Below are 26624 nucleotides of genomic sequence, written 5' to 3'. Positions count from 1 at the left end.
GCCGCCCGGCTCGACCGAGTCACTACCGGCGCCCGACGGCGATCGGGCTAGACTGCGGGCCTACCACTTGGACACCGCCCACCTGTACCCACTGGACAACGCGCGGGGGACGTCCCCGCCGAACTCGATGACATATCCGTCCTGCGACGTCAGTCAGCAGCCGCTGCAAGGAGTTCACGTACGTGTCTCGCCGCCTGTTCACCTCCGAGTCCGTGACCGAAGGACACCCGGACAAGATCGCGGACCAGATCAGTGACGCGATCCTCGACTCGATGCTCAAGGACGACCCGAAGAGCCGGGTCGCCGTCGAGACGATGATCACGACCGGTCAGGTGCATGTGGCCGGTGAGGTCACCACCGAGACCTATGTGGACATCCCGGGCGTCATCCGGGAGAAGATCCTGGAGATCGGCTACGACTCGTCCAAGAAGGGCTTCGACGGGCACTCCTGCGGCGTGTCGGTGTCCATCGGCGCGCAGTCGCCCGACATCGCGCAGGGCGTCGACGACGCCTACGAGACCCGCGAGGGCGAGGGCGTCGACGACCTCGACCGGCAGGGCGCCGGCGACCAGGGCCTGATGTTCGGCTACGCGACCAACGAGACGCCCGAGCTGATGCCGCTGCCGATCACGCTGGCGCACCGGCTCGCGCAGCGGCTGTCGGCGGTCCGCAAGAGCGGCGACGTGCCCTACCTGCGCCCCGACGGCAAGACCCAGGTCACCATCGAGTACGACGGCGACCGCGGCGTCCGCCTCGACACCGTCGTGGTCTCCAGCCAGCACGCTCCCGACATCGACCTGAAGGAACTGCTCGCCCCGGACGTGAAGGAGCACGTGGTCGACCCGGTGCTCGCCCAGTTCGACCTCGACATCGAGGGCTACCGGCTGCTGGTGAACCCGACCGGCCGGTTCGAGATCGGCGGCCCGATGGGCGACGCCGGCCTCACCGGCCGCAAGATCATCGTCGACACCTACGGCGGCATGGCCCGGCACGGCGGCGGCGCGTTCTCCGGCAAGGACCCGTCCAAGGTCGACCGGTCCGCCGCGTACGCGATGCGCTGGGTCGCCAAGAACATCGTCGCCGCGCAGCTCGCCGACCGCGCCGAGGTGCAGGTCGCGTACGCGATCGGCAAGGCGCACCCGGTCGGGGTGTTCGTGGAGACGTTCGGCACCGAGAAGGTCGCCCCGGAGAAGATCGAGAAGGCGATCGACGAGGTGTTCGACCTGCGTCCGGCCGCGATCGTCCGCGACCTCGACCTGCTCCGCCCGATCTACCAGCAGACCGCCGCCTACGGCCACTTCGGCCGGTCGGAGCCCGACTTCTCCTGGGAGTCCACCGACCGCGCCAAGGCCCTGGCCTCCGCCGCCGGTCTCTGACCGCACGCACGGAAAGGGCCCCGGGGACGTCCCCGGGGCCCTTCCGCATGCCCGGTCAGGAGGGGCAGTGGTTGCCGCGGTGCAGGCCGTAGCGGGCGGCGAGGGTGTACCGGCCGGGCTCGCGCGCCGTCAGCCGGACGAAGTCGCCCTCGCGGGCCAGGCAGGCGTCCCCGCCGGTGGCGCTCAGCCAGGGCGACCAGGAGACCCGCACGAGCACGGACCCTCTGGCCGGCATGTCGACGACGAGTTCGCCCGCGTTGAGCTCGTGCACGGACGCGGGGGCGCCGACCAGCGGCGTCGGCCGCGCGACCTGGAACAGGCGCCAGTGCTCGTCCCGCCAGACCTCCGTCAGGTACGGCTGGCCGCCTTCGACGAGCGCGGCCTCGTCCTGCGCCGACCAGTCGACCTCCTGCTCGGGCAGGACGACGTACTGCACGGCCCACTCGTGCAGCCAGTCGCGGTAGGACGCGGGCGTCAGCGCGCCGTCCTCGTAGAACAGCTCGTGGCGCTCCGCGTCGACCTGGCGGTTCCAGCCGCGCGCGAGGACGAAGTGGCGGCTGAGGCCGGACGACTCCCAGTGCGACCGCAGCGGCACGACCTCGATCCGGGCCTTGCCGGCGCCGAGGGCGTCCAGTTCGGCGACGAGCCCGCGGGCGTGGTCGGCCGCGGACGCCGCCGGCTCGGTGTGGATCAGGTCGTCGACGGGCTTCACGACCTGCCAGGACGCGGTGACGATGAACGCCAGCGAGAGCACCGCGATCCGGACCCGGCCCTGCGCGCGGGCCACCGCCGACAGCAGGAACATCCCGCCGAACAGCAGCGACAGGCGCTCGACGTTGCTGCCGACGGGGGAGGGGATCAGCCAGGTCAGGATGATCCCGGCCAGGTACACGCCCGCGCCGATGCGCACGAGCGTCCAGTTCTTCGGCGCGCACAGCAGGACCGCGATGACGCTGGTCACGGCGGGCAGCACGATCGCGGTGAGCGAGATCGGCTGGACGCCGCTGAACGGGAAGAGCAGGCTCGTCGTCCCCACCACGAGGGGGAGGCCGACGGCGACGCACACGCCCGCGCGGCGGCGGCCGGTCAGGAACAGCGCGGCGGCCAGCACCAGCAGGAACAGGCCGGCGACCGGGCTCGCGAGCGAGGCCAGCACGCTGAGGGCGACCATCCCGGCGGCGCGCAGCGCGGGCGTGCCGCGCGGCGTGAACGCCAGGATCGTCGCCATGAGGGCGAACACCAGGCCGAGGCCGAACGTGACACGGCCCGAGGCGGCGTTGCACGACAGCGCGAACGCGGCCCACAGCGACGCGGGCAGCGCCACCGGGGCCCGGAACTTCTTGAGCAGGTACGCGGTCAGGGTGGCCGAGAGGGTGCCGGTCACCACCGCGACCGTCCGTATGCCGAACAGCGCCATCAGATACGGCGACATGACGCTGTAGGACGCCGGGTGCATCCCGCCGTACCAGGCGAAGCTGTACGCCGCGCCGGGGTGCTCCCAGGCGAAGTCGGTCCACGCGGCCTGGGCGGCGAGGTCGCCTCCCTCCGCGGCGAGGAACAGCGCCCACACCAGGTGGAGGACGGCGGCGGCGACCGTGGCCGCCACCACCGGGTGGCGGGCCCGCTTCTTCCATGGCGTCCAGGCGGACGGAGAACTCGCGGGACGGCGCGGCGATCCATGCCGGACCGGGGCGTCCGCCCGCTCCTGAGTATGCGCTGTGGTCACTTGGGTATGCGCTGGGGTCACTTCGCCTGCACGGGCTCGTCGGACGGCGGGGGCGCGGAGGGGCATCGGGCAATGGGCCGGCGGGCGCGCGCCCGTTCAACCTGATCAACCCTAGCGTGCGCGTCCGGCTGTCGGGTCGGTCTGGTAGGACGGGTGGCGTGACGAAGGACGGCGGGGGAACGGACCTGATCCCGGGGCTGGACGACCTGCCCCGCGCGCCCGCCGGCAAGCCCGAAAAGCCTGGTAGGGGCGGTAAGCCGGGTGCGGCGAAGAAGGCCGGCAAGACCGGGCGGAAGGGGGCGCGCCGCCCGGCGGAGGAGCTGCCGGTGGCGCGGGTCGCGGTCGACATGTCCCTTCCGCACCTGGACCGGCCGTTCGACTACCTGGTGCCCGCCGAGCTGGACGCCGCGGCCGTGCCGGGGTGCCGGGTGCGGGTGCGGTTCGCCGGGCAGCTCGTCGACGGGTTCCTGCTGGAGCGGGCCGCCGAGAGCGGCCACGACGGCACGCTGCTGTTCCTGGAGCGGGTCACCTCGTCCGAACGGGTCCTGACCCCGGAGATCGCCGCGCTGGTCCGGGAGGTGGCCGACCGGTACGCGGGCACGTTCGCGGACGTGCTGCGGCTGGCCGTCCCGCCCCGGCACGCCCGCGTCGAAGCCGAGCCCGTTCCGGAGGCCGAAGACCGTGAGGTGCCGGCGGCCGGCGCCGGCGTCTGGGCTGACTATCCGGCCGGGCCGTCGTTCCTGGCCGCCCTCGCCGGCGGAAGGGCGCCGCGCGCCGTCTGGACGGCGCTGCCGGGGCCCGGCTGGACGGCCGCCATCGCGCGGGCCGCCGCCGCCACGCTCAGCGGCGGGCGCGGCGCGCTCGTGGTGGTCGCCGACGGACGCGACGTGGCCCGCGTGGACGCCGCCCTCAAGGCCGAACTGGGCGAGGGCCTGCACGTCGCCCTGACGGCGGAGCTCGGCCCGGCCGAGCGCTACCGGAGATGGCTCGCCGTCCTGCGCGGTCGGGCACGAGCCGTCGTGGGCACACGCGCCGCCATGTTCGCGCCCGTCGCCGATCTCGGGCTGGTCGTGCTGTGGGACGACGGCGACGACGTCCACGCCGAACCCCACGCGCCTTACCCGCACCCCCGCGACGTCCTCGCCCTGCGTGCGCACAGGGCGCAGGCCGGGGCGCTGATCGGCGGATTCACCAGGACCACCGACGCCACGCAGCTGGTGGAGACCGGCTGGGCGCACGCCCTGTCCGCCGGCCGGGACCGGGTCCGGACGGCGATGCCCCGCGTCCGCTACGTGGGGGAGGACGCGCAGCTCGCGCGGGACGCGGCGGCCCGCACGGCCCGCCTGCCGAACGTCGCGTTCGAGGCCGCCCGGCACGCCCTTGAGGACGGGCCCGTCCTCGTCCAGGTGCCGAGGCGCGGATACGTGCCGGGCATCGCGTGCGGACGCTGCCGCACACCGGCCCGGTGCGAGGCATGCCAGGGGCCCCTGTCGCTGGCGTCGTCCCATGCCGCGCCCTACTGCCGGTGGTGCGGCCGCATCGCGGGCGACTGGCACTGCCCCGAATGCGGCTTCTTCCAGGTGCGCGCCGTCGTGGTGGGCGCCAAGCGCACCGCCGAGGAGCTGGGCAGGGCGTTCCCTGGCGTGCCCGTGCGGACGTCCGGGCGCGACGCGATCCTCGAACGGATCGGCCCCGAACGGGCCCTCGTGGTGTCCACACCGGGGGCGGAGCCGCCGGCGGAGGAGGGGTACCGGGCCGCGCTGCTGCTGGACGGCTGGGTCCTGCTGGGCCGGCCGGATCTGCGCGCCGGCGAGGAGACGCTGCGCCGCTGGATGAACGCCGCGTCGCTCGTCCGCCCGCAGGGCCCGGTGATCGTGGCCGCCGAAGGGTCGCTTCCCGCCGTCCAGGCGCTCGTCCGCTGGGATCCGGCCACCTACGCCGAGCGCGAGCTGGCCGAGCGCAGGGAGGCGGGGTTCCCGCCCGCCGCGCGGATGGCCTCGCTCACCGGTTCCCCGGCGGCCATCCGGGAGCTGCTGGCCGACGCCCGGCTGCCCGACGGCGCCGAGGTGCTGGGGCCGGTTCCCGTCCCGGTGCCGCCGGGCGCCACGCAGGCGGGGGCCGACGCCCTGGAGAAGGAGCGCGCGCTGATACGCGTCCCCCGCGCCGCCGGGCACGCTCTGGCGCGCGCGCTGAAGGAGGCCCAGGGCGTGCGCAGCGCGCGCAAGGCCGCCGACACGGTAAGGGTCCAGATCGACCCCCTGGAGCCGATCTGACCAATAGGGTTCTCGGGTGGCCGACAACTGGGTGGAGAGCACCGCCGCCGACCTGCGGCGGTGGGCGGACGAGCGCGGCGAGACGGTGGACGGGCAGGGAGTCCTCATCCTGCTCGGTCTCGCGCGGGAGGAGATGGGGCTCGCGGGCCCGGGCGAGCTGACCCCGGACGGGATCCGCGGGCTGCTGCTGGAGGTCTTCCCCGAGACCGTGGTCGCCTCGGGCGACGACGTCCCGACCGTCCTCGACGCCCTCCGCAAGATCGTCGCCTACCTGCGCGACACCGCCGCCGTCCCCGCGCCGGACGCCGACGCGCTGGCGGCGGAGATCGACCGGGCCGGGCCCGAGTTCGCCGAGGTCGTGTCCGCGGTCGACAGCGAGGAGCGGGCGGCGGCCGCCGAGGTGATCAGCGGGCTGCTGGAGGCCGACGGGGTCTCGCTGGACGACCAGGAGGCCGTCGACGCGTGGGTGCGCGCGTTCGAGGCGCTGCCAGAGGCGGAGCGCTACGCCCGCACGGAGGAGTACCTGCGGCAGGCCGGCGAGCTGGTCGTGCCGCCGGTCCGGGGTGTGCCCCTGGCCGAGGTGGCGGCGGCGGCACGCGGGTCACGGCTCACCACGGCGGTCCTGGCCTTGGCCGACTGGACGGGCGAACGCGCCCTCACCGAGCACGACACGCTGACCGACGCCGACATCGAGGCCGCGGGCGCCGCCCTCGGCCTGGACACCCCGCGCCGCCACGGCCAAATGGAGGACGAGGGCGAGCTGGAACGGCTGTGGTGGGCCGCCGTGGAGGCGAACGTCATCACGGCCGAGCACGGCAGCGCCTCCCCGGGGCCGGAGAGCGGCGGCCTGCGGTCCGACGACGACGCGGCGGTGCTCGCCGCGTGGCTGCCGCTGTTCGAGGCGGTCGTCGTGCCCGGCCACGACTACGCGGACGGCCTGGACGCCCTGGAACTCGTCCAGAATGAGCTGACCGGCGTCCTCATCCACCTGTACGAGCAGGAGGAGCCGACCGAGCCGGAGATCCTGGCCGGGGCGCTGCTGGGTCACGTCGAGGAGGCGTACGACCTGTCCGACGCCGATGCCATGACGGCCCTCGTCCGGGACGCGTTCCACCTGGAGCTGGCGACCCTTGAGGACTGGGGGATCGTCGAGCGGTCCGGGGACGGGCGCGCGCTGACGCCGCTCGGCGTGTGGGCCGTCCGGGAACTGCTGCTGGCGGACGGCTTCACCGCACCGCTCATCGGCGAGCTGGCCGGTGCGCGCGCGTCCGAGCTCATCGGCGGGCTCACCTGGTACCGGCCGGAGGCCGCCGACGAGGAGATCGACGGCTGGCTGGCCGCCCACGACCCCAAGGACGCCGCCGCCGACCTGCTGGACGTGATGCGGACCGGCGGCCCCGGCGCCCGCAACCTGGCCGCGGCCGTCCTGCACCGCATCGGCCCGGAGGCCGCGGGCGTCGTGCGCGCCGCGCAGGAGCACCCGCTCGTCTCGCCCTACGCCGCGATGTGGCTGAACGCCGTCGGCGACCCGTCCGGCCGGGAGCTGGCGCGCGAGGAGTACCTCTGGGTGTTCGTCGACACCGTCTCCGGGATGCTGGAGACCGCCGAACCCGACGAGGCGGTCGAGGCCGCGCTGATCGACGCTCCGCCCGAGGCGGAGATGAAGGTCATGGTCGACGAGCTGTGGCGCACGGACCACCCGGGCGCGGCCGACGTCCTGGAGGCCCTGGGCGCGCACCACCCCGACAAGGCGACCGCCAAGGCCGCCCGGACCGCCGCCTACAAGGCGCGCTCGGCGCGCCAGAGCGCGCACCGCGGCGTGTGAAGCGGCGTGTGAACCAGGGGCGGATGTCTCCGTAGACTGGACTGATACATCCCGTTCGCTAGAAACCCCACAGGAAACGGAGTCCTCGTTGGCCGTCAAGCCCATCCGCCTCTTCGGCGACCCCGTGCTGCGCACGCCCGCGGAGCCGGTGAAGGACTTCGACAAGGAGCTGCGCCAGCTCGTCAAGGACCTCACCGACACGATGATCGACGCTCCCGGCGCGGGCCTCGCGGCGCCGCAGCTCGGCGTGGGCCTGCGGGTGTTCACCTACTACGTCGACGACATGCTCGGGCACGTGGTCAACCCCACCCTCGACCTGTCGGACGAGCAGGAGACCGACGACGAGGGCTGCCTGTCCCTGCCCGGCCTCGCGTTCCCCACGCCGCGGTCGGTCGGCGTCGTGGCGAAGGGCTTCAACATGCACGGCGAGCCCATCACCCTGGAGGGCACGCATCTGCTCGCCCGCTGCGTCCAGCACGAGACCGACCACCTCGACGGGATCATCTTCATCGACCGGATGGACCCCGAGCAGCGCAAGGCCGCGATGAAGGCCATCCGGGAGGCCGAGTGGTTCGGCGACCCGGTCCCCGTCGTCAAGGAGTCGCCGCACCGGACCCTCGGGAAGGCGATCTAGGTGCGTCTCGTCTTCGCCGGCACTCCCGAGACCGCGCTCCCGGCGCTGACGGCGCTGCTGGGCTCCTCGCACGAGGTGGCGGCGGTCGTGACCCGCCCCGACCGGCCCGCGGGCCGTGGGCGGCATCTCAGCGCCTCGCCGGTGGCCGCGCTGGCCGCCGAGGCGGGGATCGAGGTCCTCAAGCCGGCCAAGGCCCGCGACCCCGAGTTCCTCGACCGGCTCCGCGCGATCGCGCCCGACTGCTGCCCGGTCGTCGCCTACGGGGCCCTGCTGCCCCGCGAGGCCCTCGGCATCCCCCGGCACGGCTGGGTGAACCTGCACTTCTCGCTGCTGCCGGCGTGGCGCGGCGCGGCGCCGGTGCAGCGCGCGATCCTGCACGGCGACGACATGACCGGGGCGGCCACGTTCCAGATCGAGGAGGGGCTCGACACCGGCCCGGTGTACGGGGTCCTCACCGAGCCGATCCAGCCGGCCGACACCTCCGGCGAGCTTCTGGGGCGCCTCGCCGTCGCCGGCGCGACCCTCCTGCTCGACACGATGAACGGCATCGAGGCGGGTGTCCTGGAGCCCCGGCCGCAGCCGACCGAGGGCGTGTCCCACGCGGCGAAGCTGACACCCGAGGACGGCCGCGTCGACTGGCGGAGCCCCGCACTGCACATCGACCGCCTCGTGCGCGCGTGCACGCCCGCCCCCGGCGCGTGGACGAGCTTCCGCGACACGCGGGTGAAGCTGGGCCCGGTCCGGCTCGCGCCCGGCGCGGACGCGCTGGAGCCCGGCGAGATCCGTCCCGGAAAGAACGAGGTACTGGTGGGAACGGCCACGCATCCCGTCGCGCTCGGCGACGTCCAGCCGCAGGGCAAGCGGCGCATGGGCGCCGCCGACTGGGTCCGCGGGGTCACCCTCACCGGCAAGGACGCACTGCACTGATGCCGCCCACCCGCAACCGCCGACACGTCCAGAACCGCAGGCCGGGCGGCCCCCGCAAGACGGGCCGCCCCCAGGACCTCGTCCGCCGCACGGCGTTCGACGTCATCCGCGCGGTCGAGACCCGCGACGCCTACGCGAACCTCCTGCTGCCCAAGCGCCTGCACGACCGCGGCCTGACCGGGCGCGACGCCGCCCTCGCCACCGAGCTCACCTACGGGACGCTGCGCGGCCGCGGCACCTACGACGCGGTCCTCGCGCTGTGCAGCGACCGGGAGCTGCGCCGCGTCGACGCCCCGCTGCTGGACGTGCTGCGCCTCGGCACGCACCAGATCCTCGCCACCCGCATCCCGCCGCACGCGGCCGTGGGGACGGCCGTGGAGCTGGCCCGCTCCGTCGCCGGCCCCGGCCAGGCCAAGTTCGCCAACGCGGTGCTCCGCAAGGTCGCCACCCGCGACATGGACGCCTGGCTGGAGATCGTGGCGCCGCCCGACGCCGACGCGACGACCCGCCTCTCGGTCGCGCACAGCCACCCGAAGTGGATCGTGTCCGCCCTGCGCGACGCCGTCGGACCGGACGAGATCGGTGAACTCCTGGCCGCCGACAACGCCCGCCCCAGGGTGACGCTGGTCGCGCGTCCCGGCCGGGCCACCTTGGAGGAGCTGCGGGAGGCGGGCGCGGAACCCGCCCCCTATTCGCCCTACGCCGCCGTACTGCCCGAAGGAGATCCGGCCGCCATCGCCGCCGTCCGCGACGGGCGCGCCGCCGTCCAGGACGAGGCCAGCCAGATGGTCGCCCTGGCCTTGGCCAAGGCCCCCTTGGACGGCCGTGACGTCCGTTGGGCGGACCTCTGCGCCGGCCCCGGAGGCAAGGCGGGCCTTCTTGCCGCTCTGGCGAACCAGCACGACGCACGGCTTCTGGCCGCCGACGTCCAGCCGCACCGTGCCGCGCTCGTCCAGCGGGCGGTCGATGCCCGTACGGGCGTGGTCGCCGCCGACGGAACCGTCCCCGCGTGGCGTCCCGGGGCCTTCGACCGGGTCATGGTGGACGCGCCCTGCACCGGCCTGGGCGCGCTCCGCCGCCGCCCCGAGGCCCGCTGGCGCCGGGGCCCCGAAGCGGTCGCCGAACTGGGCCCACTCCAGCGGAAGCTGCTCGCCACCGCACTGGAGTCGGTGCGGCCCGGCGGTGTCGTCGCCTACGTCACCTGTTCGCCGCACCTGGCCGAGACCCGCGTGGTGGTGGACGACGTCCTGCGCAGGCGCGACGACGTCGAACGGCTCGACGCACCCGCGGTCCTCACGTCGCTCAGCCCGGACCTCACCGGCGTGGGCGACGGCCCGTACGCCCAGTTCTGGCCGCACCGCCACGGCACGGACGCGATGTTCCTGGCCCTCCTGCGCCGCACTTAGCCCCCTGGGAGACGCGTGCTGACCGACTTCATGCTCTTCATGTCGTACCTGGGCAGCTCGGCCTTCTACGTCCCGCTGCTCATCGCGCTGTTCTGGTGCGTGGCGCCGCGCCTCGCCGCGCGGGCGTCGGTCGTCCTGCTGTCCGGCGCGCTGCTCAACACGCTCCTCAAGCTGGTCTTCCACGAGCCGCGCCCGTACTGGGCGGACCCCGCCGTCAAGGGCAGGCAGTCGCTGTCGTCGTTCGGGATGCCGTCCGGCCACGCCCAGAACGGGATCGTCGCGTGGGGGTTCTTCGCCGCCCAGACCAGGCGGCGGCTCCTCTGGGCGGGCGCCGCCGTCGTCATCGCCTTGATCGGGGTGTCCCGCGTCTATCTGGGCGTCCACTCGACCGGCCAGGTCCTCGCCGGCTGGGCCATCGGCCTGACCCTCCTGGTGGTCGTCCTAGCGCTCGAACCCATCGTCGTCCCGTGGTGGACCAGCCGCCATCTGGCCGTGCAGATGGTCCTCTCACTGGTCATCTCCCTGCTGCTGCTGGCGGCGGCCTGGGGCGCGTGGCAGCCGCTGGAGAACTGGCAGTGGCCCCAAGCCTGGGCGGATGCGATCAGAGCGGCCGGAGGCCAGACCGCCCCCGTCACGCTGACGGACTCGGCCCGGGCCTCCGGTGCACTTTGCGGCGCCCTCGCGGGCCTGTCGCTCCTCGCGGCACGCGGCTGGTTCGACCCCGGCGGGCATGCCTGGCAGCGCCTCGCCCGCCTCCCCGTCGGGCTCGCCGGCGCCGCCGCCATAGCCGCGCTCGACCTGCTCCCGGACGGGGCGGACCTCGCCCAGGCGTTCGCCGTCCAGACGCTCCTCGCGCTGTGGGTCACCGCAGGCGCGCCCGAGACGTTCGTCCGGCTCCGCCTGGCCGCCCGCCCCACCCCCGGTCTCACCCGGCCGGGTGACGATCGGGCCGAACTGCACCAATAGACTCTGGGCATCATGGCTCCGCAGATCTCACCCAGCATCCTGTCCGCCGACTTCGCCCGTCTGGCCGAGGACGTCGAGCGCATCGCCGACTCCGCCGACTGGGTCCACGTCGACGTCATGGACAACCACTTCGTGCCCAACCTGACCCTCGGACTGCCGGTCGTCCGGGCGCTGCTGAAGCACAGCAGGCTGCCGCTCGACTGCCACCTGATGATCGAGGACCCCGACCGCTGGGCACCCGAGTACGCGGAGGCGGGCGCGAAGAGCGTCACCATCCACGCCGAGGCGGCGAAGGCCCCCATCCGCACCCTGCGCGCCATCCGCGCCGCCGGCGCGCGCGCGGGACTCGGCATCAACCCGGCCACCCCCGTGGACGGCTTCGAAGACCTCCTCGGCGAGGTCGACATGCTCCTGCTGATGACGGTCGAGCCCGGCTTCGGCGGCCAGAAGTTCCTGGACGTCGTCCTGCCGAAGGTCCGCCGCGCCCGCGAGCTCATCAAGGGCCGCGACCTGCCCGTCTGGCTCCAGGTGGACGGCGGCGTCAGCGCCGAGACGATCGAGCGCTGCGCCGAGGCCGGCGCGGACGTCTTCGTCGCCGGCAACGCCGTCTACGGCGCCGACGACCCGGTCGAGGCGATCCGCAACCTCCGCGCCCAGGCCGAGGACGCCACGGCCAAGGCGAACTGGTGATCCTGCGCTGCGCCGCCGTCCTGTTCGACGTGGACGGCACCCTGGTCGACTCCACCCCCCTCGTCGAGCGCGCGGCCCGCGAATGGGCCGCCGAGTACGGCATCGACCCGGACGCGTTCCTGTCCGATGCCCACGGCCGCCGCACGAGCGACCGCGTCGCCGACTTCCTCCCACCCGACCGGGTCGGTGACGCCACCGCCCGCCTGGACGCCCTCGAATCAACGGGCACCGACGGCATAACGGCGCTCCCGGGCGCGGTGGCCCTCCTGTCCGCGATGAACGGCCTGCCCCACGCCTTCGTCACCTCGATGGACAGGCCCCAACTGAAACTCCGCACCACCGCGGCCGGCGTGCCCCTGCCACCGGTGGTCGTCACTGCCGAGGACGTCCAGGACGGCAAACCCGACCCGTCCGGCTACCTCCAAGCCGCCGCGCACCTGGGCGTGGACCCCGCCACCTGCGTGGTCATCGAAGACGCCCCCGCCGGCATAGCCGCCGGCCGCGCCGCAGGGGCCACCGTCCTGGCGGTGACCACCAGCCACGACCGCTCCGTCCTCACGGCCGCCCACCACATCATCACGGACCTGGCCTCCGTGACCACGACCCCGGAGGGCGTCCACATCAGCCTGTGACGCGCCCGCGCGGGCTCAAGCGTCCCCGGCCGTGAGACCGAGCGAGGCGCGGAACATGTCGTGGACGCGGAAGCGCTGGACGGCCGCCAGGTTGAGATGCTGCGCCTGGTGGCTGCCCAGGTACGGCCCGCCGCCGGTGGGCTGGGCGGTGAGCAGGCCGGACCGCCACAGGATCTCGATGAGGTCGTTGGGATCGCGCAGCGGCAGCCACGACTCCGTGCCGTGCGTGGGCAGGTCGCCGAAGGCCAGTTCCAAGCACAGCAGTTCGAGTTCCTCCCGGCCCATCGTGTGGGGGCGGCTGCGGAACACCTCGAAGATGCTCAGCAGCCCCGGGTACTGGGAGCGGTACTCGGCGGCGATGTCCTTGGTCCGCTCCGCCGAGTAGCCGTACTCGGACCGCTCGATCGCCGAGTACGGGACGGGCAGCGCCGAGACGCGCCCCCTGGCCTGTTCGAGGGCCTCCGAGCAGAACTGGATGAGCTCCCTCGGCCGGTACAGGGTCCGGTCGACCATGTAGCCGAACGAGGCGCCGGGTTCGCGGCCCGGCGGTCCGGAGAAGACCGCCGACCAGCAGGCACGGTCGCCGGCCCGTTCGAGCGCCTCGACGTCGAAGCCCTTCTCGCGGGCGGAGTACCGGATCCGCCTGGCGATCAGTTCGAGCAGCGACTCCTCCGACCAGTGGATCTTCTCCAGCAGGTCGCGGTGCTTCTGCGCGTCCTCGTACAGGGCCGGGATGTCGTCGTACAGCTCCTGCCGCAGCGACACGTACACGCGCAGGTTCCGGTGCAGCCCGTTGATCGACACGCACGCCTGGAACAGCCCGGACACGAACGCCTTCGCGTCCTCGGAGGAGTCCCAGCCGCGGTCCAGCTCGTCGACGAACACCGCCACCCGCTGGCCGTCCAGCACCCGCTGCAGCGCCGGCAGCAGGTTGTGGATCTCCTCCAGCTTGTACAGCCGGTCCAGCTCCCGCGTCCGCAGCCCGGCCTCGATCGGGCCGATCTTGATGGCCTCCAGCCGCTTCAGGTAGGAGACCAGCAGGGACAGCGTGCCGAGCTGCTGCGCGCCGTGGCTGTCCCTGATGTACCGGTGAATCTCCCGGCCGCCGCCCTTCGTCAGCCGCATCCCCTTCCGGGCGAGGGCCTTCATGACCAGGACGTAGATCAGGTACTTCCAGGCGGCGGCGTACGCGCCCGTCTTCGCCCACGAGCCGGCGTGCTCGGCCTCCATCGTCGAGCCGAGCAGCTCGTAGGAGTAGTCCTCGGGGGAGAGCTCGATGACATGGCTCCCGGCGGCGCGCTCCCGCCTGGCCAGCACCTTGAAGATCGCGCTCTTCCCTGACCCCCGGTTGCCCATCAGGATCGTCTTCGCCCCGGACCGGACGCGCTGGTACGCCGGCGACTCCACGAAGTACTTCTCCAGCCCGCGCGAGATGTCGCGTTCCGCCGAGGGAGTCCCGAAGTCGAGGACGTCGAGGATCTTGGGCGACAAGGACAACTTGGCCATGGGCCTTCCCGAGTCCGCGGCGGTACGTTCCGTAAACGAGTTCACCCGCCCCCCACCCCCCGGCAAGACCCGCCGCCCCGGCCTTCGGCTCGACCGGGTACCACACTGGACACCCACGCCGGAGTAACGGAAGTCTGAACGTCCAGACACATCCGAGGCGACCGAAGCACCGGCCTGGCGACCGGGTCGTCCGTGCGTCCAATCAGATGAAGAGGAGTACGAGGCCAACAAGCGGGGCGTCTGCGGATCGAGGACGAGATACGCGCCCACGTCACGCACGACCCGGTACTGATCGGCATCGCCATGCCCGACGGCGACCGGTGATCCCCACGTTCGACCTCGTGGTGGAACAGCCTGAGGACGGCGGCGTCGTGCTCGTCCGGCGCACCATCCCGCCGTACCAGAACAAGTGGGAGCTCCCCGGCCTACGCATGTTCAAGCCGGAGGGCATCGATGCCGCCCTCGCCCGCATCGCCGAGGACGAACTCGGCCTGGACGTCGATGTGGACGCAAGCGGTCCTTCGACCAGCACACCGGGCGCTTCAATACGGAGCACGAGCGGCAAGACCTCTCCACGGGGGGCGAGGTGCCACCCGCCACCGGCGCGATGTACCGCCACTACCTCGCCAGGTACTTCGACCACGCCGACGACTCCCGCGAAGCCCCCGCCCCACGCTGACCACCCGTCCGCTTCGTTGATCTGCGGCGTGTTGTTGTTATGGAGCGCCTCATAACAACAACACGCCGCAGATCAATCGGTGCTCTGGCGGGGCGGTATCCGAGAGATCGGGCCCCGGTGACATGCAGGTATGTGGGCTGACCCGCGGGTTTGACTGCCTCGGCGTCCGGCGCTGGCGTTGACCTTGTCTCGCTGGGGCGCGCTGGTTGCCGCTGGTGCTCGCTGTTCGCGGGCCACCTGCGGGCCACGGCCCGGAACGGTCGTCGCTGGTTACGGGCCGTCTAGGGCGCGGTCTATGGCCTTGTTGGCGCGGGTCTCGCTGAGCTGGCGCTCTAGGGGGTTGGTGCCCCAATCGGTGACGGCGATGAGGACTGTGCCGCATTGGTCGGCGTCGCAGCGTGGATGCCGGGCGGCGGTGTCGAACGTGCGGACGGGGCGGTTCAGCTGGCGTCCGGCTTGGCGTCCGGCGGCGCGTAGGCGGTCGCGCTCGTCGGGTGAGTGGTAGACGGTGCTGGTCTGCCCGGATCGCCTTAGCTGCTCGGCGATGACGGCGGCCAAGTCTTCGCTCATCGGGTCTGGTCCCTCCTGGCGTTCGTCTCCAGGATGGCGCGGTGCGGGTGCGGGTGCCAAGTGATCGCGGTGGGGAGCGTGCCGGCGGCCGCCTCGCGCGCGGTGCCGTGGGTGCGTGGGGTGGCGGCGGCTGCCGGTCCAGCGGCACGGGCACGGGCGGGGTCGCGGTGCGCGTCTTCGGGTGTGCTGGCGTGGGCTGTTGTGGGGAGTCGGGCGCGGGCTTGGGCGGGGCGGCGGGCTGCTAGCCTCGCACGGCTCTGGGCTGTTAACCGGCTGCCCACATCAGCCCGGGGTGGCCCGCCGGAGGGGTCCCCGTCCAAGCCCGCGCCCGGCGACCCTGCGCCTGCCTCACCCTCGTGGGGACCTACGTAGGTGCGCACCCCTGCCTCTAGTCTGCGCGACGGCGGCTTAGCGCGGTGACCGAGCCGCACACGCACTTACGGGCAGAGCCCTACGCTGGGGCTGGGTCGTTGCAAGGGGTGGGGGCCGGGGTTGGTTGGGAACCGAAGTAGCCGAATCTTGCGCGCCTACCGGGTGTGTTGAGCGGGCATCGGGAGCTGCCTACAGGTCGCTGACCGGTTCCGATGGATGTGACTGAAGGCCGTGGGGGTCTAGCCCATGGTTAGTCCGGCTAAGCTCTCGCTTCATCCTGCCGCGTGCGCAACTCCTCACGTCGCCTCTGCCAAGCGGTTATGCCGGTTATAAGGCCGCCGAGCCCGCCCATGGCCAGGCTTGCGGCCGTCACCCGCTCAGTGGTGATTTGACCCAACACGTGGCTGAACGCGGATAGGAGTTCCGGTGGCACCAGTGCCCATACGACGCGAGTTGTCACATAGAAGACCCACGGAATAGAGAGCATCAGTCCCCAAGAGATGACGCGGAGGAGGATCTCATCGGCGTCAACGTCAATGTGCAGCTTCTCCGGGTCGGCCACTGCGGGGTCCTCTCGCGAAATGACAGTTTCGACTTCTGGCGGTGGATGAGACGTCCGCAGTGGGGCGGAGGTTCCTGGTGACCCGCTGTTACAGCGACACGGGGCGGCCACGTGAGGACGGATGTAGCCCTGACTGGAGTCAGATGCGTGCTGATCTCCGCGAGCCGTGCACAATGGTCCGCAGCCTGCGGCCGCGGGTCGCGGAACACCGCACGGTTCGCGGATGGCAGGGGCCGGAGTGGACTGGGAGCGCGTCACGGTGGGGAACGGTGGGAGGGCCGTCCGGTAACGGTCCCGAGCCTCCGCAACTCCGTCCGGTCAGCGCGATCCGAAGTGGCCGCAGCCCGGCATGCATCGGTTCATCATGAGCGAAGGCGCGCGGCGGTGCGCCGCGCGCCTTGGCCTACGTAGGGAGAATCCCCACACGGGGAGCGTGATGCTACCCCCGTCGCTCCTCGGCCGGTGCCACAGGAGGACCATCCGGGCCGTTGAGACGGTGGGGCCATTGGGCGGACTCGTCGCGTCGCAACCGGGAGACCTCCTCCATACGGTCGCCCGCGATGATGACCTGTGTGACATCGACCGCGTTCTCGTCCCTCGCGCTGTAGCTGGTCCGCACGATCTCCCAAACGGGCAGCTCGGTGGGGATGAGGAGCAACTTGGCCTCATCGGTGGTCGGCATACGCACTCGTCGGCGCTCAAGCCACTCCAGAGGGCCGTGTCCCTTGGCCTCGATGGCGTTGATCCAAGCTCCCGGCCCTGTGCCGTACGACTCGTCAACCTCGGGCACTTCGGCGGTGATGCGGGGATGAATCCACGTCGTGGAGATCTGGAACGCTGGTTCCCCCTCGGGCCCAGTAACCCGCAGGCGTCTCATCACCAGCTCACCAACTGGCACGTTCAGCATGTGCGCAAGGCGGGGGTCGTCGATGGGGGCCTTGCGGACATCCGGCTTAACGTGGTGTATCCACAGCTCATTGCCCACAGCGGCGGGGAAGCTGTAGCCGCCCGTGAACTCCTCGCCGTCCTTGACGTGCCGGCTGTTGCGCTTGACCAGATCGGTCCGCATGACGGTCTTGCGGTGCTTGGGCCGCACAACAGTCCCACGGCGGGGTACTGAGACCAGACGGCCTTCCTTCGCCAGCTTTCCGACTGCGCGCGCCACTGCGTTCCGGCTGGCGCCGTAGTGCTTCGCGAGCTTCTCCATCTGCGGCAGAGTCTCGCCGGACTGCCACTCACCTGCATCGATACGTCGGAGCAAGTCATCAGCGATCCCGTTGTACCGCGCTGACCCCACGTGTTCAGCTCCTCATGTAGGGCGGATTTGTTGAATCTTATTGACGGGCGCGCAGTCTACCGGCACCGTGAACCCGTAGCCGCGATTTGTTGAAGCAAATCGGGCGGGGTTCATCTCCCCGTGCGGGGACATCAAGGCGGCGGCGGAAGCTCTGGACGTGCTGTTGAAGCACCGCACGTTCCCGGTTCGGGAGTGGGCCTGAGCATGGGGACGACGGGACGTGAGGCGAAGAAGGTGGCGGGCGCTGACCCGTCGTCGTGGGCGCCGCCTTCGGCCGGCACGCTGGGCGCGGACGCGGAGTTACGGCACGGGTGGCGGCTGTGCGAGGTCAACGGTCTCGCAGTGCAGGTCATCACGCGGGATGTGTGGTGGGTGCACCGAGCTGAGTTTCGATGACCGGTTGGAGATCGCCTGGTCGGCGATGATGGAGCGGGTGTGCCTGTCGGATGACCGGCCTTCGGTGCGGTAGCTGCGGGCGGTGGCTGCGGCGGCGATCCAGCGCCGGGTGCAGGCCGATGATGTGGCGCCGGCACGGGGAACACCATGAAGCCCCTGGTCGCCGTTCCGGGGTTGAACTTCGCGCGCTACTGGTGGCGGGGGGAGGAAGGGGCTTTCGCCGAACTGCTAATCGATCATTTGGCGGCGCGGCAGATCGTGGACGAGGCGCTGACGTCGCGTGATCGGGAAGTGGTGGCGGTGTTCATGGAGTCCGATTGCGACGTCAAGCCGGCGGCCGCCCGGTTGGAGATTCAGGCGTGCCAGTTCCGGCGGCTGCTGCGAGAGGCGCGGGAACGGTTTCTGGCGTGCTGGCACGAAGGCGAGACGCCGTCGTGGATCTGGATAAAGGACAGGCGCCTGGCGATGGTGCAGGCGCGCGGGGTGGCCGCGCGGCTGGAGGAGCTGGCGAATGTCCAGGTGGAGGGGATTCAGACGGCCGGGGATCGGCATCGGGGCCACATGGGTGAGCTGGGCGGTAAGGGCGCGTTCATGCGGGAGATCGACCGCGCGCGCTGTTGACGGGCCGGGTGGATGTCGCGGTGCACTGCCTCAAGGACGTGCCGGGTGATGTGCCGCGTCCGGAGGGGCTGGTGTTCGCCGCCTACGTCGAACGCGACGACACCGCCGATGTGGTGCTGTTCCCGATGGCGAGCAAGGTGCAGTGTCTGGCCGATCTGGCGCCGGGGGCGCTGGTGGGCACCTCGGCGGTGCGGCGGCGTGCGCAGCTCGGGCAGGTCCGGCCTGATCTTCGGGTGGAGTACCGGCGCGGCAACGTCAATTCGCGGCTCGGGCGGCTGGACGCGGGTGAGGAGTTCGACGCCATCGTGTTGGCGCGGGCGAGTCTGGCGCGGCTGGGCATCGAGCGGGCGGGTGAGGCACTGGACATCATCCCGGCGGTGGGTGCGGGGGTGTCGGCGGTGGACTGTCGGCGTGCCGATCCCGACATTGGATCTGGTGCGGCTGCTGGACCTCCGGGACACGCGGCGGTGCGTGAGAGCGGAGCGCGGTGATGCTGCACGGGCTTCAAGGGCACTGCACCAGTCCGATCGCGGGGCATGCGCGGCTGGAGCGGGACAGGCAGTCGAGAGGCGGCCAGGTCGGCATCCCCCAGCCGGTCCCCGTATACCACCAGCCGCGCAGCAGCACCGCGCCGCCGCCTTCGTCGTTCGGCCTCCGCCCACGGGTAGGCCCCGTACGCCCGTCCCAGCCGCCCGTCCGCTTCGTTGATCTGCGGCGTGTTGTTGTTATGAGGCGCCTCATAACAACAACACGCCGCAGATCAACGTTTCGTGTCGCGCTGGGAGGGCCTGCTGGCGTTGGTTGGAGTGACCGGGTTGCGGGATTTGACTGGAGTTACTGTGCGCCGGGGTGGTATCCGGGCGGCTCTGAGCCGCGCAGGACGCGGGGCGGGGTTCCCTTTGGCGGCGGGGGCCGGAGAGACTGCGGGGGTGATCGCCTTTGAGATTCGTCCGGCGCGTTCGGGAGACGGCAGCGGTGTGGCGGAGGCTTGGCAGGACTCGGCGGAGTTCTACCGGCAGATCGCGCCGGACTGGTTTCGGTCGCCGCGTAGTGACGGTCTTGCTCGCTGGCTGGAGGGCAAGCTGGTGGGCGGCGGCGCGGACAGGCTGTCCCTCGTCGCAGACCAGGACGGTGAGGCTGTCGGGTTCGTCCATGCGGCTCTGTCGCCGCCGAACGAGGACGCCGATCGCCAGGTGACTCGGGATGTCGGGATGCGCCGTGTGTTCGTGAACGCGCTGGCGGTGCAGCGCAGCCATTGGCGCAGTGGGGTGGGAACGGCTCTGATGGAGGCTGTGGAGCGTTGGGGGCGCGAGCGCGGGGCCGAGTTGCTCACGCTGGAGACCTTCGCGGCGAGCCCCGTGTCCGTGCCGTTCTATGAGGACCGGATGGGCTACGAACGGCACGCCATCGTCTTCGCCAAACGGCTGCGGGAGGCGTGAGCAGTCGGCGGCCGTCCTCGCGTGCGATGCCGAACCCGATTGATGGGCCACCCGCGGCCCAACTACTCGTCCCGGCGGGTGCGTAGTCTCGTTTTCCCAGGTCAAAGGCTAAAGAAGCGAGACCACGCGTTCGCCGCAAGTCGGCGTGCCGCGTCCTACAGGTTGAGCCCACCGCTCTTGATCCGGCCGATCAGCTCCCGGAACGCCGCTGGCGTCATGATGTGCCTCGGGCCATCACCGTCCTTGCTGTCCCGGATGAGCACGGTCTCAGAGACGCTCGCCACTTCGACGCATTGCTCGTTGTTGCCGAGCGAGCGGCTGCTCTTGCGCCAGGTCACCCGCGATTCGTCCATCTCGCCTCACTCAAGCTGTTCGGTCAGGTAAGCGTGCGTCGTCGCCGCGTCGAGTGCCGCAGCGCACAACCGGTCAAACCTGACCATATAGCGTGCGAGTTCGTCGTTCTCCTCAAGGAGCCGGTTGTCGACGCTGGTCTCCAGGTAGACGATGTCGCGCTCCGCCGCATCAGGGAAGGTGAGGTAAGTGAACACCTCCCCTGCTTCTGGATACACGCCATCTGCCATACGAAGGACTTGCAGTTCGATGTTGCGGCGTTCTGACGTCTGGATGAGGTGCTGTAGTTGTTCACTTCGTACCTGCACGTTGTTGATGCGCAAGATGGCGTTCTCATCGATGACCGCGTGGAGGCGGCAGGGCCTCCTCTCGTGTGTAAGGATCTTCTGCCGCTCCAGCCGAGCGTCGACTCGCCGGGTGATCTCTGCCTCGTCCTGGTATCCATTCGCTCTGGTGATGAGCTCGACATAGCTGGGAACCTGGAGCAGTCCTGGGATGACGGTGTTCTCGAACGTGCGGATATGGCATGCGCCGGCCTCGAAGCCGGGCAGTTCGCTGACGAACACGTCGTTGTACTTGCGCCACCAGCCGCGTTGGCGGGCCTCGCGGGTGAGCTTGATCAGGGCCTCACGGTCGCTGCCCTCAACGCCGTACAGCTCACAGAGGTCGGCGACGGCGTCGCTGTTCGGTTCGACCCATTTGCCCTTCTCGATGTAGTTGAGCTTCGTGTGACTCCAGTTGAGTTGCCTGCATACCTGAGCTGTCGTCAAGCCGCACTGTTTTCGCAGGTCGACCAGCTTGCGGCTGAGGGCGCGCTTCTTGATCGTCGGGCTGTAGCCGCTGGCGCGAATGTCCGCCATGTCCATTCCCTTCCAGTCTGTGGGTTTTGAAAATCATGATCTCAAGAATCTGGATTATCTATCTCACTTAGCCTTGCGATCTATGGCCGAGTGAGTTCATTATCTAGCCCGTAACGCAGCGTTCGCAGCCGATTACGGAAACGATCTTGCTGCTTCGACATAGATCGCTCGGTGAGGAGACCCCCATGGCTCACGGCCATCTCCCTGATCTGGTGCTCGGCGGGTGTTCGGCCTGGCCGTTGCCCGCCGACGAGACGTGTGCGGGTGTCGCCCGCGCGCATCTGCGCGCCGCGCTGACGGCGGCCAAGGCGTCGGATGAACTCGTCGAGGACGTCACGCTGGCGGCCTCGGAACTGGTGACGAATGGTCTCCGGCACGGCATCGGCGGCACGTCGGCCTGCGCGGCGGCGCCCGGCGGGCGCGTCCTTGAGCTCTGGGCTTATCACCGCGTCACGCCGGAGAGCCAGTTCGTGTTCAAGGTGTTCGACCCGAAGCCCCGGTGGACGCGTCCCGTGAGGACGGACGGTGCCTGGGCGGAGAACGGCCGGGGGATCGCGGTCGTCGACGCCCTCTCGGCCGGGTGGGGCTGGCAGCGGACGCGGTCCCGGCTGGGGCCGCTGCCGGTGCCGGGCAAGGCGACCTGGTTCTGCGTCCCGTCCGCCCGGATGTGCGCGCAGCCTCACCACCCTCGTCCGCTTCCGTGGGAGGCGGCCGTGGTGCTGCGTCGGCTGCTGCTCGCCAGGGGACTGGACGGCACGCGCTGCCATCACGGGTCCGACCGCTCCGTGGTCACGATGCGGGGCCTGACCGTGTGGTCAGAACCGCCCGGTGTGTTCAGGTGGCGCGTCCGGCCGGGTACCCGGGACGCCTACGCGTGCCGGCCGTTCGCGGATCTGCACGATGTCGCCGACGAAGTCGTCAGCCACCACGAGCACAGCCTCGTCCCCGGAGGTGACGCCCGATGACGGCTCGCTCCCATGGTGATCTGCGAGAGCGGGCGGAGGCTCTCGTCCGTGAAGCGCGGGACGCCGCCCTCGCCGTCCTCGCGGGGGACGACCCGGCCGCCGAACCGAGCCGGATCCTGGCCGGTGCGGTGGTCGCGCTCGCCGATCTTCTGGACGCGCATCGTCCCGCGAGGGCGGCGGCGTGCCCGGCTTGCCAGACGGAGACCCCCTCTCCGACCAGGCATCGTGTCGCTGCCGCGCCTCTGCCGCACGGGACCCGCCTGGGTCTCCCGTTTGACCGTGGTGCCGCGTGGGCGCGCGCGGACGCGCACTTCAACGGCGCGTCCACGGGTCGTGCGCGTCGGCTCGTCTCGCTCACCGACCTCGGTGCCTTCTACGTCGCCAGGGAGGTGCGGGCGGGCGCACCAGAGCCGGCGCGGGGTCCGGGGCCCGACGCGGAGACGGTGCTGCTCATCGACAAGGCGAGCGGCCGGACGAGCCGATGGCCCCTGCTCCCGGACGCCGACCTGATCGTCCTGTACCGGCGCTACCTGCGCGGTGAACCGATGATCCTCGGCGAGCGGACGACCGTGGAGCGGCCTCATCGCCCCCGGCTCTTCAAGAGGGGCGCTTGGACGATCCGCAGTTTCCCGGTCCCGTGAAGCGCGCCGTGCCGCGTTCACGGGGGTGCCGCCGTCGACGGCTGCGCCACCGGGGCCGCTCGGCGGCGCGGCCATCAACGACGGGGTCAGGTGAAGAGGGGGCCCACCAGGTTCAGGCCGGGGTGGTTGTCCGAGGCGTACAGGGCGAACAGGGCGAGCGCACCACCCGCCAAGGCGATGTCCTTGAGGAACTGCTGCTGCTCCATCTGGCGGGCCTCCGGGGACTCCTGCGTCCAGAAGTCGTGGAAGACGACGGCGGTGATGAGCAGGAACGGGACGAGGGCGATGGCGGCGAGGTCGGGCCAGATGCCGAGGACGAGCAGGGCCGACGCGAGCAGGATGTAGGCGCCCGAGACCTGTACGGCGAGCTTGGCCATGGGGAGCTTCTTCGCGGCCGCGTACCCGGCCATGGCGTCGGTGGCGGTGAGATGGCCGATGCCGGCGCCGACGAAGATCGCGGTGAAGGCGATGCGGGCGATGAGGGCGACGACGTCCATGACTGCCTCCAGGGGGAAAAGTCGTCATGCGTCACATGTGTCCCAGGGTCTACCCGCGTTCCAAGATCGTTGAACGTTCAACCCGTGGACGGCAGTGGCGATGGTCACATGGGGCTCGGAATGGAATGCGTGGCACACTGGTTGGCAAAGCATGAACGCGTGCTCCGGGGTCGGTGAAATTCCGAACCGGCGGTGATAGTCCGCGACCCGGCCGAAGCCATCGGCCGGTTGACCCGGTGGAATTCCGGGACCGACGGTTAAAGTCCGGATGGGAGGCAGCGCGCGGTACGCCCCTGGCCAGGGGCGTACGACGATGTATGAACGTCCCCCGGAGCCCTGAACTAGGAGGCCCGGGAGATGTTCACCGGCATCGTCGAGGAGCTCGGCGAGATCGTCGCTATCGACCCTCGGGGGGACTCGGTCGCCCTCGCGATCCGCGGCCCGCTCGTCACCGAGGACGCCGTCCACGGCGCGTCGATCGCGGTCAACGGCGTCTGTCTCACCGTGGTGGACGTCAAGGACGGTGTCTTCACCGCCGACGCCATCAAGGAGACCCTCGACAAATCCAGCCTCGGCGCGCTGGAACCCGGCTCCAAGGTCAACCTGGAACGTCCCGTCCGGCTGTCCGACCGGCTCGGCGGGCACCTCGTGCAGGGCCACGTCGACGGCGTCGGCGCGATCATCTCCCGCGAGCCGGGGGAGCGGTGGGACGTCGTCACGGTGTCCCTGCCCCCCGACCTGAGCCGCTACCTGGTGAACAAGGGCTCGATCACCGTCGACGGCATCAGCCTCACGGTGGTGGAGGCCGGCGCTGACCGGTTCAGCGTCGCGCTCATCCCGACGACGCTCGCCCTCACCACGCTCGGCCACAAGAAGCCCGGCGACCCCGTGAACCTCGAAGTGGACGTCGTCGCCAAGTACGTCGAACGCATGATGGGCGACCGGTCGTGAGCTGGCTCGGCGCGGGTTTCGAGGTCTTCGGCGAGCACATCCTCTGGACCGACCTGGTCGGCAACGTGCTCTCGCTCGCCGTCGTCTGGCTCGCCATGCGCAAGACCCTCTGGACGTGGCCCGTGCAGCTCGTCGGCGCACTGCTGCTGCTCGCCGCCTCGCTGCACGCGAACGTCCCGGGCAACGCCCTCAAGCAAGTGCTCTTCTGCGGCCTCGCCGCCTACGGCTGGGTCATGTGGACGCGCGGACGCCGGAACACCGGCGGCCTCGTCGTCCGGCAGGCGACCCTCCGGGAACGCGCCGTCCTGATCGGCGCGCTGCTCGCCGGCACGGCCGTGGTCGCCCAGCTGTTCACCCACCTCGACTGGCTGCAGATCGCCTGGTCGCCGTGGGCGAACGCCTACATCTTCGTCGGCAGCGCCGTCGCGACCTTCGCGCAGAGCCGCGCGCTGGTCGACTTCTGGATCGTGTGGGTGCTCGTCGACCTGGTCGGGGTGCCGCTGGCGCTCAAGTCCGGGCTGTACGTCTCCGGCGCGGTCTACGGGATCTTCTTCGTGATGGTGATGGCCGGGTTCAGGAACTGGCTCCGGGAGTCCCGGGGCGTGCAAACCCCCACGGCAGGTAAGGCGGTGACCGCATGAGCGGCAACGACATCAACGGCGACGGCATCTTCGACCCCATCGAGGCGGCGATCGAGGACATCGCGGCGGGACGTCCCGTCGTGGTCGTCGACGACGAGGACCGCGAGAACGAGGGCGACATCATCTTCGCGGCGTCCAAGGCGACGCCCGAACTGCTGACGTTCACGATCCGCTACACCAGCGGCGTGATCTGCGTCCCGATGGAGGGCGAGGACCTCGACCGGCTGCAGATCCCGCTGATGACCGCGCAGAACACCGAGCGGATGCGCACCGCCTACACCGTCAGCGTGGACGCCCGCCTCGGCGTCACCACCGGCATCTCCGCCGCCGACCGCGCGCGGACGATCCGGACGCTGTGCGACTCGGCGTCCGAGCCCCGCGACCTCGTCCGGCCCGGCCACATCTTCCCGCTCCGCTACCGGGAGGGCGGCGTCCTGCGCCGCCGCGGCCACACCGAGGCCGCCGTCGACCTCGCCCGCCTCGCCGGGCTCGCGCCCGCCGGCGTCCTCGCCGAGGTGGTGAACGAGGACGGCACCATGGCGCGCCTGCCCGAACTCCAGGTCTTCGCCAAGGAGCACGGGCTCAAGCTGATCTCCATCGAACAACTCGCCGAACACCGCCGCCGCACCGAGAACATGGTCGCCCGCGTCGTCGAGACCCGGCTGCCCAACCGGTTCGGCATGTGGCGCGCCGTCGGGTTCTCCAGCGCCATCGACGGCGGCGAGCACATCGCGCTCGTGCTCGGCGACCTCGGCGACGGCGACGACGTCCTGGTCCGGGCGCACTCGGAGTGCCTCACCGGCGACGTCCTGCACTCCGAGCGCTGCGACTGCGGCACCCAGCTCGACGCCGCCATGGAGCGCATCGCGCAGGAGGGCCGCGGCATCGTCCTCTACCTGCGCGGGCACGAGGGGCGCGGCATCGGCCTGCTGGCCAAGCTGAAGGCGTACGCGCTCCAGGACAACGGCTCCGACACCGTCGACGCGAACCTGGAGCTCGGGCTCCCCGCCGACGCGCGCGAGTACTCCAACGCGGCGCATATGCTGCGTGACCTGGGCGTACGGTCGGTGCGGGTGCTCACCAACAACCCGGACAAGCTCAAGGGCCTGGACGGCTTCGGCGTGGACGTGCGCGGACGCGAGTCCATGCCCGTCGTCGTCACCGAGCACAACCGGCGCTACCTGACGGTCAAGCGCGACCGTCTCGGACACCGGATCGAGGGACTCTGATGAGCGGCGCGGGACGCCCCGAGGACATCACCGTCGACGCGGCCGGGCTGACGCTCGGCATCGTCTGCACCCGCTGGCACGGCCACATCACCGACCAGCTGCTCGACCGCGCGCTCGCCGCGGCGAAGGCGTGCGGCGTGGACGAGCCCGTCGTGGCCCGCGTCGCCGGCGCGCTCGAACTGTCCGTGGTCGCCCAGCAGATGGCCCGCGACCTCGACGCCGTCGTCTGCCTCGGCGCGGTCATCCGGGGCGCCACCGCCCATTTCGACTATGTCTGCGACTCCGTGACCACGGGTGTGACCCGTGTCGCGCTCGACGAGTCGACTCCGGTGGGCAACGGGGTCCTCACATGTGACACCATTGAGCAGGCACTGGAACGCAGCGGGCTGCCGGGCAGCTCCGAGGACAAGGGATGGGAGGCGACTGTGGCCGCACTCGACACGGCACTGACCCTGCGAGGTCTGCGGCATCACGGTCACGCCGGGCACGGCCCTGAGCATCTGTAGCGAGTACAGGGGTTCCGCCCCTGAAGGACTCGCGCATCAGGGCTCCTGAGCACCCGGTATCCCGTACGCATCCTCACCGAAAGGCA

The 26624-nt window shown here is 71.2% G+C and carries 26 protein-coding genes, 1 pseudogene and 1 riboswitch; of the genes and pseudogenes, 19 read left to right on the top strand and 8 right to left on the bottom strand.

Translation table 11 applies throughout. From position 1 onward, the window contains the following. The first annotated feature begins 182 nt into the window (after nucleotides 1-182). A complete protein-coding gene (metK, locus tag ABFX46_RS27290) occupies nucleotides 183-1376 on the top strand; it encodes a methionine adenosyltransferase (RefSeq protein ID WP_346046403.1) in 1194 nt (397 codons plus the stop codon). A 55-nt stretch (nucleotides 1377-1431) separates the two neighbouring features. On the opposite strand, the gene ABFX46_RS27285 is transcribed toward metK, so the two are convergent. Then, a complete protein-coding gene (locus tag ABFX46_RS27285; protein ID WP_346046401.1) occupies nucleotides 1432-3102 on the bottom strand; it encodes an MFS transporter in 1671 nt (556 codons plus the stop codon). Between the two features lie 158 nt (nucleotides 3103-3260). Here ABFX46_RS27285 and ABFX46_RS27280 point away from each other — a divergent pair, with 158 nt between their 5' ends. The 8 genes from ABFX46_RS27280 to ABFX46_RS27245 all read left to right on the top strand — a co-directional run bounded on the left by ABFX46_RS27280 (nucleotide 3261) and on the right by ABFX46_RS27245 (nucleotide 12455). Beyond that, nucleotides 3261-5375, top strand: a complete 2115-nt coding sequence (locus tag ABFX46_RS27280; RefSeq protein WP_346046399.1) for a primosomal protein N' — start codon at nucleotides 3261-3263, stop codon at nucleotides 5373-5375. A 16-nt stretch (nucleotides 5376-5391) separates the two neighbouring features. Continuing rightward, complete coding sequence (locus tag ABFX46_RS27275) at nucleotides 5392-7200, top strand: hypothetical protein (RefSeq protein WP_346046397.1); 1809 nt, start codon at nucleotides 5392-5394, stop codon at nucleotides 7198-7200. Between the two features lie 88 nt (nucleotides 7201-7288). Continuing rightward, on the top strand, nucleotides 7289-7834 hold the full coding sequence (def, locus tag ABFX46_RS27270) for a peptide deformylase (protein WP_346046395.1): 546 nt from the start codon (nucleotides 7289-7291) through the stop codon (nucleotides 7832-7834). Next, nucleotides 7835-8761 carry a methionyl-tRNA formyltransferase gene (gene fmt, locus ABFX46_RS27265; RefSeq protein ID WP_346046393.1) on the top strand — a complete coding sequence of 309 codons (927 nt, stop codon included), beginning with the start codon at nucleotides 7835-7837 and terminating at the stop codon, nucleotides 8759-8761. It abuts the gene before it with no gap. Then, nucleotides 8761-10167: an RsmB/NOP family class I SAM-dependent RNA methyltransferase gene (locus tag ABFX46_RS27260; protein WP_346046392.1), complete on the top strand. Its 1407-nt coding sequence runs from the start codon at nucleotides 8761-8763 to the stop codon at nucleotides 10165-10167. Before fmt ends, ABFX46_RS27260 begins: the two co-directional genes overlap by 1 nt. A gap of 15 nt (nucleotides 10168-10182) precedes the next feature. After that, nucleotides 10183-11133 carry a phosphatase PAP2 family protein gene (locus tag ABFX46_RS27255; protein WP_346046390.1) on the top strand — a complete coding sequence of 317 codons (951 nt, stop codon included), beginning with the start codon at nucleotides 10183-10185 and terminating at the stop codon, nucleotides 11131-11133. A gap of 12 nt (nucleotides 11134-11145) precedes the next feature. Next, entirely contained in the window at nucleotides 11146-11823 is a 678-nt protein-coding gene (gene rpe, locus ABFX46_RS27250; protein WP_346046388.1) for a ribulose-phosphate 3-epimerase, read from the top strand. Next, a complete protein-coding gene (locus ABFX46_RS27245) occupies nucleotides 11820-12455 on the top strand; it encodes an HAD-IA family hydrolase (RefSeq protein WP_346046386.1) in 636 nt (211 codons plus the stop codon). The genes rpe and ABFX46_RS27245 overlap by 4 nt, the downstream gene beginning before the upstream one ends. A gap of 15 nt (nucleotides 12456-12470) precedes the next feature. On the opposite strand, the gene ABFX46_RS27240 is transcribed toward ABFX46_RS27245, so the two are convergent. Further along, complete coding sequence (locus ABFX46_RS27240) at nucleotides 12471-13961, bottom strand: P-loop ATPase, Sll1717 family (RefSeq protein WP_346046385.1); 1491 nt, start codon at nucleotides 13959-13961, stop codon at nucleotides 12471-12473. 206 nt (nucleotides 13962-14167) lie between these two features. Here ABFX46_RS27240 and ABFX46_RS43590 point away from each other — a divergent pair. Then, nucleotides 14168-14449, top strand: a pseudogene (locus ABFX46_RS43590) (NUDIX hydrolase); the annotation flags it as partial. A gap of 461 nt (nucleotides 14450-14910) precedes the next feature. Here ABFX46_RS43590 and ABFX46_RS27235 read toward each other — a convergent pair. From ABFX46_RS27235 to ABFX46_RS27225, 3 genes are all read right to left on the bottom strand, one after another. Further along, nucleotides 14911-15210 (bottom strand): hypothetical protein, encoded by a 300-nt coding sequence (locus ABFX46_RS27235; RefSeq protein ID WP_346046383.1) that lies wholly within the window; start codon nucleotides 15208-15210, stop codon nucleotides 14911-14913. 631 nt (nucleotides 15211-15841) lie between these two features. Beyond that, nucleotides 15842-16144, bottom strand: coding sequence for a hypothetical protein (locus ABFX46_RS27230; protein ID WP_346046381.1), 303 nt, complete (start codon nucleotides 16142-16144; stop codon nucleotides 15842-15844). 439 nt (nucleotides 16145-16583) lie between these two features. After that, nucleotides 16584-17441 (bottom strand): GntR family transcriptional regulator, encoded by an 858-nt coding sequence (locus ABFX46_RS27225; protein WP_346046379.1) that lies wholly within the window; start codon nucleotides 17439-17441, stop codon nucleotides 16584-16586. Nucleotides 17442-17984: 543 nt separating this feature from the next. On the opposite strand from ABFX46_RS27225, the gene ABFX46_RS27220 reads away from it, so the two are divergent. From ABFX46_RS27220 to ABFX46_RS27210, 3 genes are all read left to right on the top strand, one after another. After that, nucleotides 17985-18458: a hypothetical protein gene (locus tag ABFX46_RS27220; protein ID WP_346046377.1), complete on the top strand. Its 474-nt coding sequence runs from the start codon at nucleotides 17985-17987 to the stop codon at nucleotides 18456-18458. A gap of 8 nt (nucleotides 18459-18466) precedes the next feature. Then, nucleotides 18467-18949: a hypothetical protein gene (locus ABFX46_RS27215; protein WP_346046375.1), complete on the top strand. Its 483-nt coding sequence runs from the start codon at nucleotides 18467-18469 to the stop codon at nucleotides 18947-18949. Between the two features lie 438 nt (nucleotides 18950-19387). Continuing rightward, nucleotides 19388-19897, top strand: coding sequence for a GNAT family N-acetyltransferase (locus ABFX46_RS27210; RefSeq protein ID WP_346046373.1), 510 nt, complete (start codon nucleotides 19388-19390; stop codon nucleotides 19895-19897). Between the two features lie 155 nt (nucleotides 19898-20052). Here the strand turns inward: ABFX46_RS27210 and ABFX46_RS27205 are convergent, their stop codons facing one another. Together ABFX46_RS27205 and ABFX46_RS27200 are read right to left on the bottom strand one after the other, a co-directional pair. Then, nucleotides 20053-20250, bottom strand: coding sequence for a DUF397 domain-containing protein (locus ABFX46_RS27205; RefSeq protein WP_346046371.1), 198 nt, complete (start codon nucleotides 20248-20250; stop codon nucleotides 20053-20055). A gap of 6 nt (nucleotides 20251-20256) precedes the next feature. Further along, the gene (locus tag ABFX46_RS27200) at nucleotides 20257-21114 is read right to left on the bottom strand and encodes a helix-turn-helix domain-containing protein (RefSeq protein WP_346046369.1); all 858 of its coding nucleotides are present in this window, start codon (nucleotides 21112-21114) and stop codon (nucleotides 20257-20259) included. Between the two features lie 179 nt (nucleotides 21115-21293). Here ABFX46_RS27200 and ABFX46_RS27195 point away from each other — a divergent pair, with 179 nt between their 5' ends. Together ABFX46_RS27195 and ABFX46_RS27190 are read left to right on the top strand one after the other, a co-directional pair. Then, on the top strand, nucleotides 21294-22073 hold the full coding sequence (locus tag ABFX46_RS27195; RefSeq protein WP_346046367.1) for an ATP-binding protein: 780 nt from the start codon (nucleotides 21294-21296) through the stop codon (nucleotides 22071-22073). Next, the gene (locus tag ABFX46_RS27190) at nucleotides 22070-22714 is read left to right on the top strand and encodes a hypothetical protein (protein ID WP_346046365.1); all 645 of its coding nucleotides are present in this window, start codon (nucleotides 22070-22072) and stop codon (nucleotides 22712-22714) included. Before ABFX46_RS27195 ends, ABFX46_RS27190 begins: the two co-directional genes overlap by 4 nt. An 86-nt stretch (nucleotides 22715-22800) precedes the next feature. Here ABFX46_RS27190 and ABFX46_RS27185 read toward each other — a convergent pair whose 3' ends face one another. After that, nucleotides 22801-23211, bottom strand: coding sequence for a DoxX family protein (locus ABFX46_RS27185; protein WP_346046363.1), 411 nt, complete (start codon nucleotides 23209-23211; stop codon nucleotides 22801-22803). Nucleotides 23212-23366: 155 nt separating this feature from the next. After that, nucleotides 23367-23497: riboswitch (FMN riboswitch) on the top strand. 71 nt (nucleotides 23498-23568) lie between these two features. Here ABFX46_RS27185 and ABFX46_RS27180 point away from each other — a divergent pair. The 4 genes from ABFX46_RS27180 to ribH are packed head-to-tail and all read left to right on the top strand — an operon-like array spanning nucleotide 23569 to nucleotide 26538. Continuing rightward, the gene (locus ABFX46_RS27180; RefSeq protein ID WP_346046361.1) at nucleotides 23569-24162 is read left to right on the top strand and encodes a riboflavin synthase; all 594 of its coding nucleotides are present in this window, start codon (nucleotides 23569-23571) and stop codon (nucleotides 24160-24162) included. Then, nucleotides 24159-24803: a nicotinamide riboside transporter PnuC gene (gene pnuC, locus ABFX46_RS27175; RefSeq protein ID WP_346046359.1), complete on the top strand. Its 645-nt coding sequence runs from the start codon at nucleotides 24159-24161 to the stop codon at nucleotides 24801-24803. The genes ABFX46_RS27180 and pnuC overlap by 4 nt, the downstream gene beginning before the upstream one ends. Beyond that, nucleotides 24800-26032, top strand: a complete 1233-nt coding sequence (locus ABFX46_RS27170; protein ID WP_346046357.1) for a bifunctional 3,4-dihydroxy-2-butanone-4-phosphate synthase/GTP cyclohydrolase II — start codon at nucleotides 24800-24802, stop codon at nucleotides 26030-26032. Before pnuC ends, ABFX46_RS27170 begins: the two co-directional genes overlap by 4 nt. Next, on the top strand, nucleotides 26032-26538 hold the full coding sequence (gene ribH / locus ABFX46_RS27165; protein WP_346046355.1) for a 6,7-dimethyl-8-ribityllumazine synthase: 507 nt from the start codon (nucleotides 26032-26034) through the stop codon (nucleotides 26536-26538). The genes ABFX46_RS27170 and ribH overlap by 1 nt, the downstream gene beginning before the upstream one ends. Nucleotides 26539-26624: the final 86 nt, after the last annotated feature.

Source organism: Actinomadura chokoriensis (assembly GCF_039529475.1).
GTDB lineage: Bacteria > Actinomycetota > Actinomycetes > Streptosporangiales > Streptosporangiaceae > Spirillospora > Spirillospora bangladeshensis.
The sequence above is the reverse complement of the archived record's forward strand: the minus strand, read 5'-3'. Positions and strand labels throughout refer to the sequence as shown.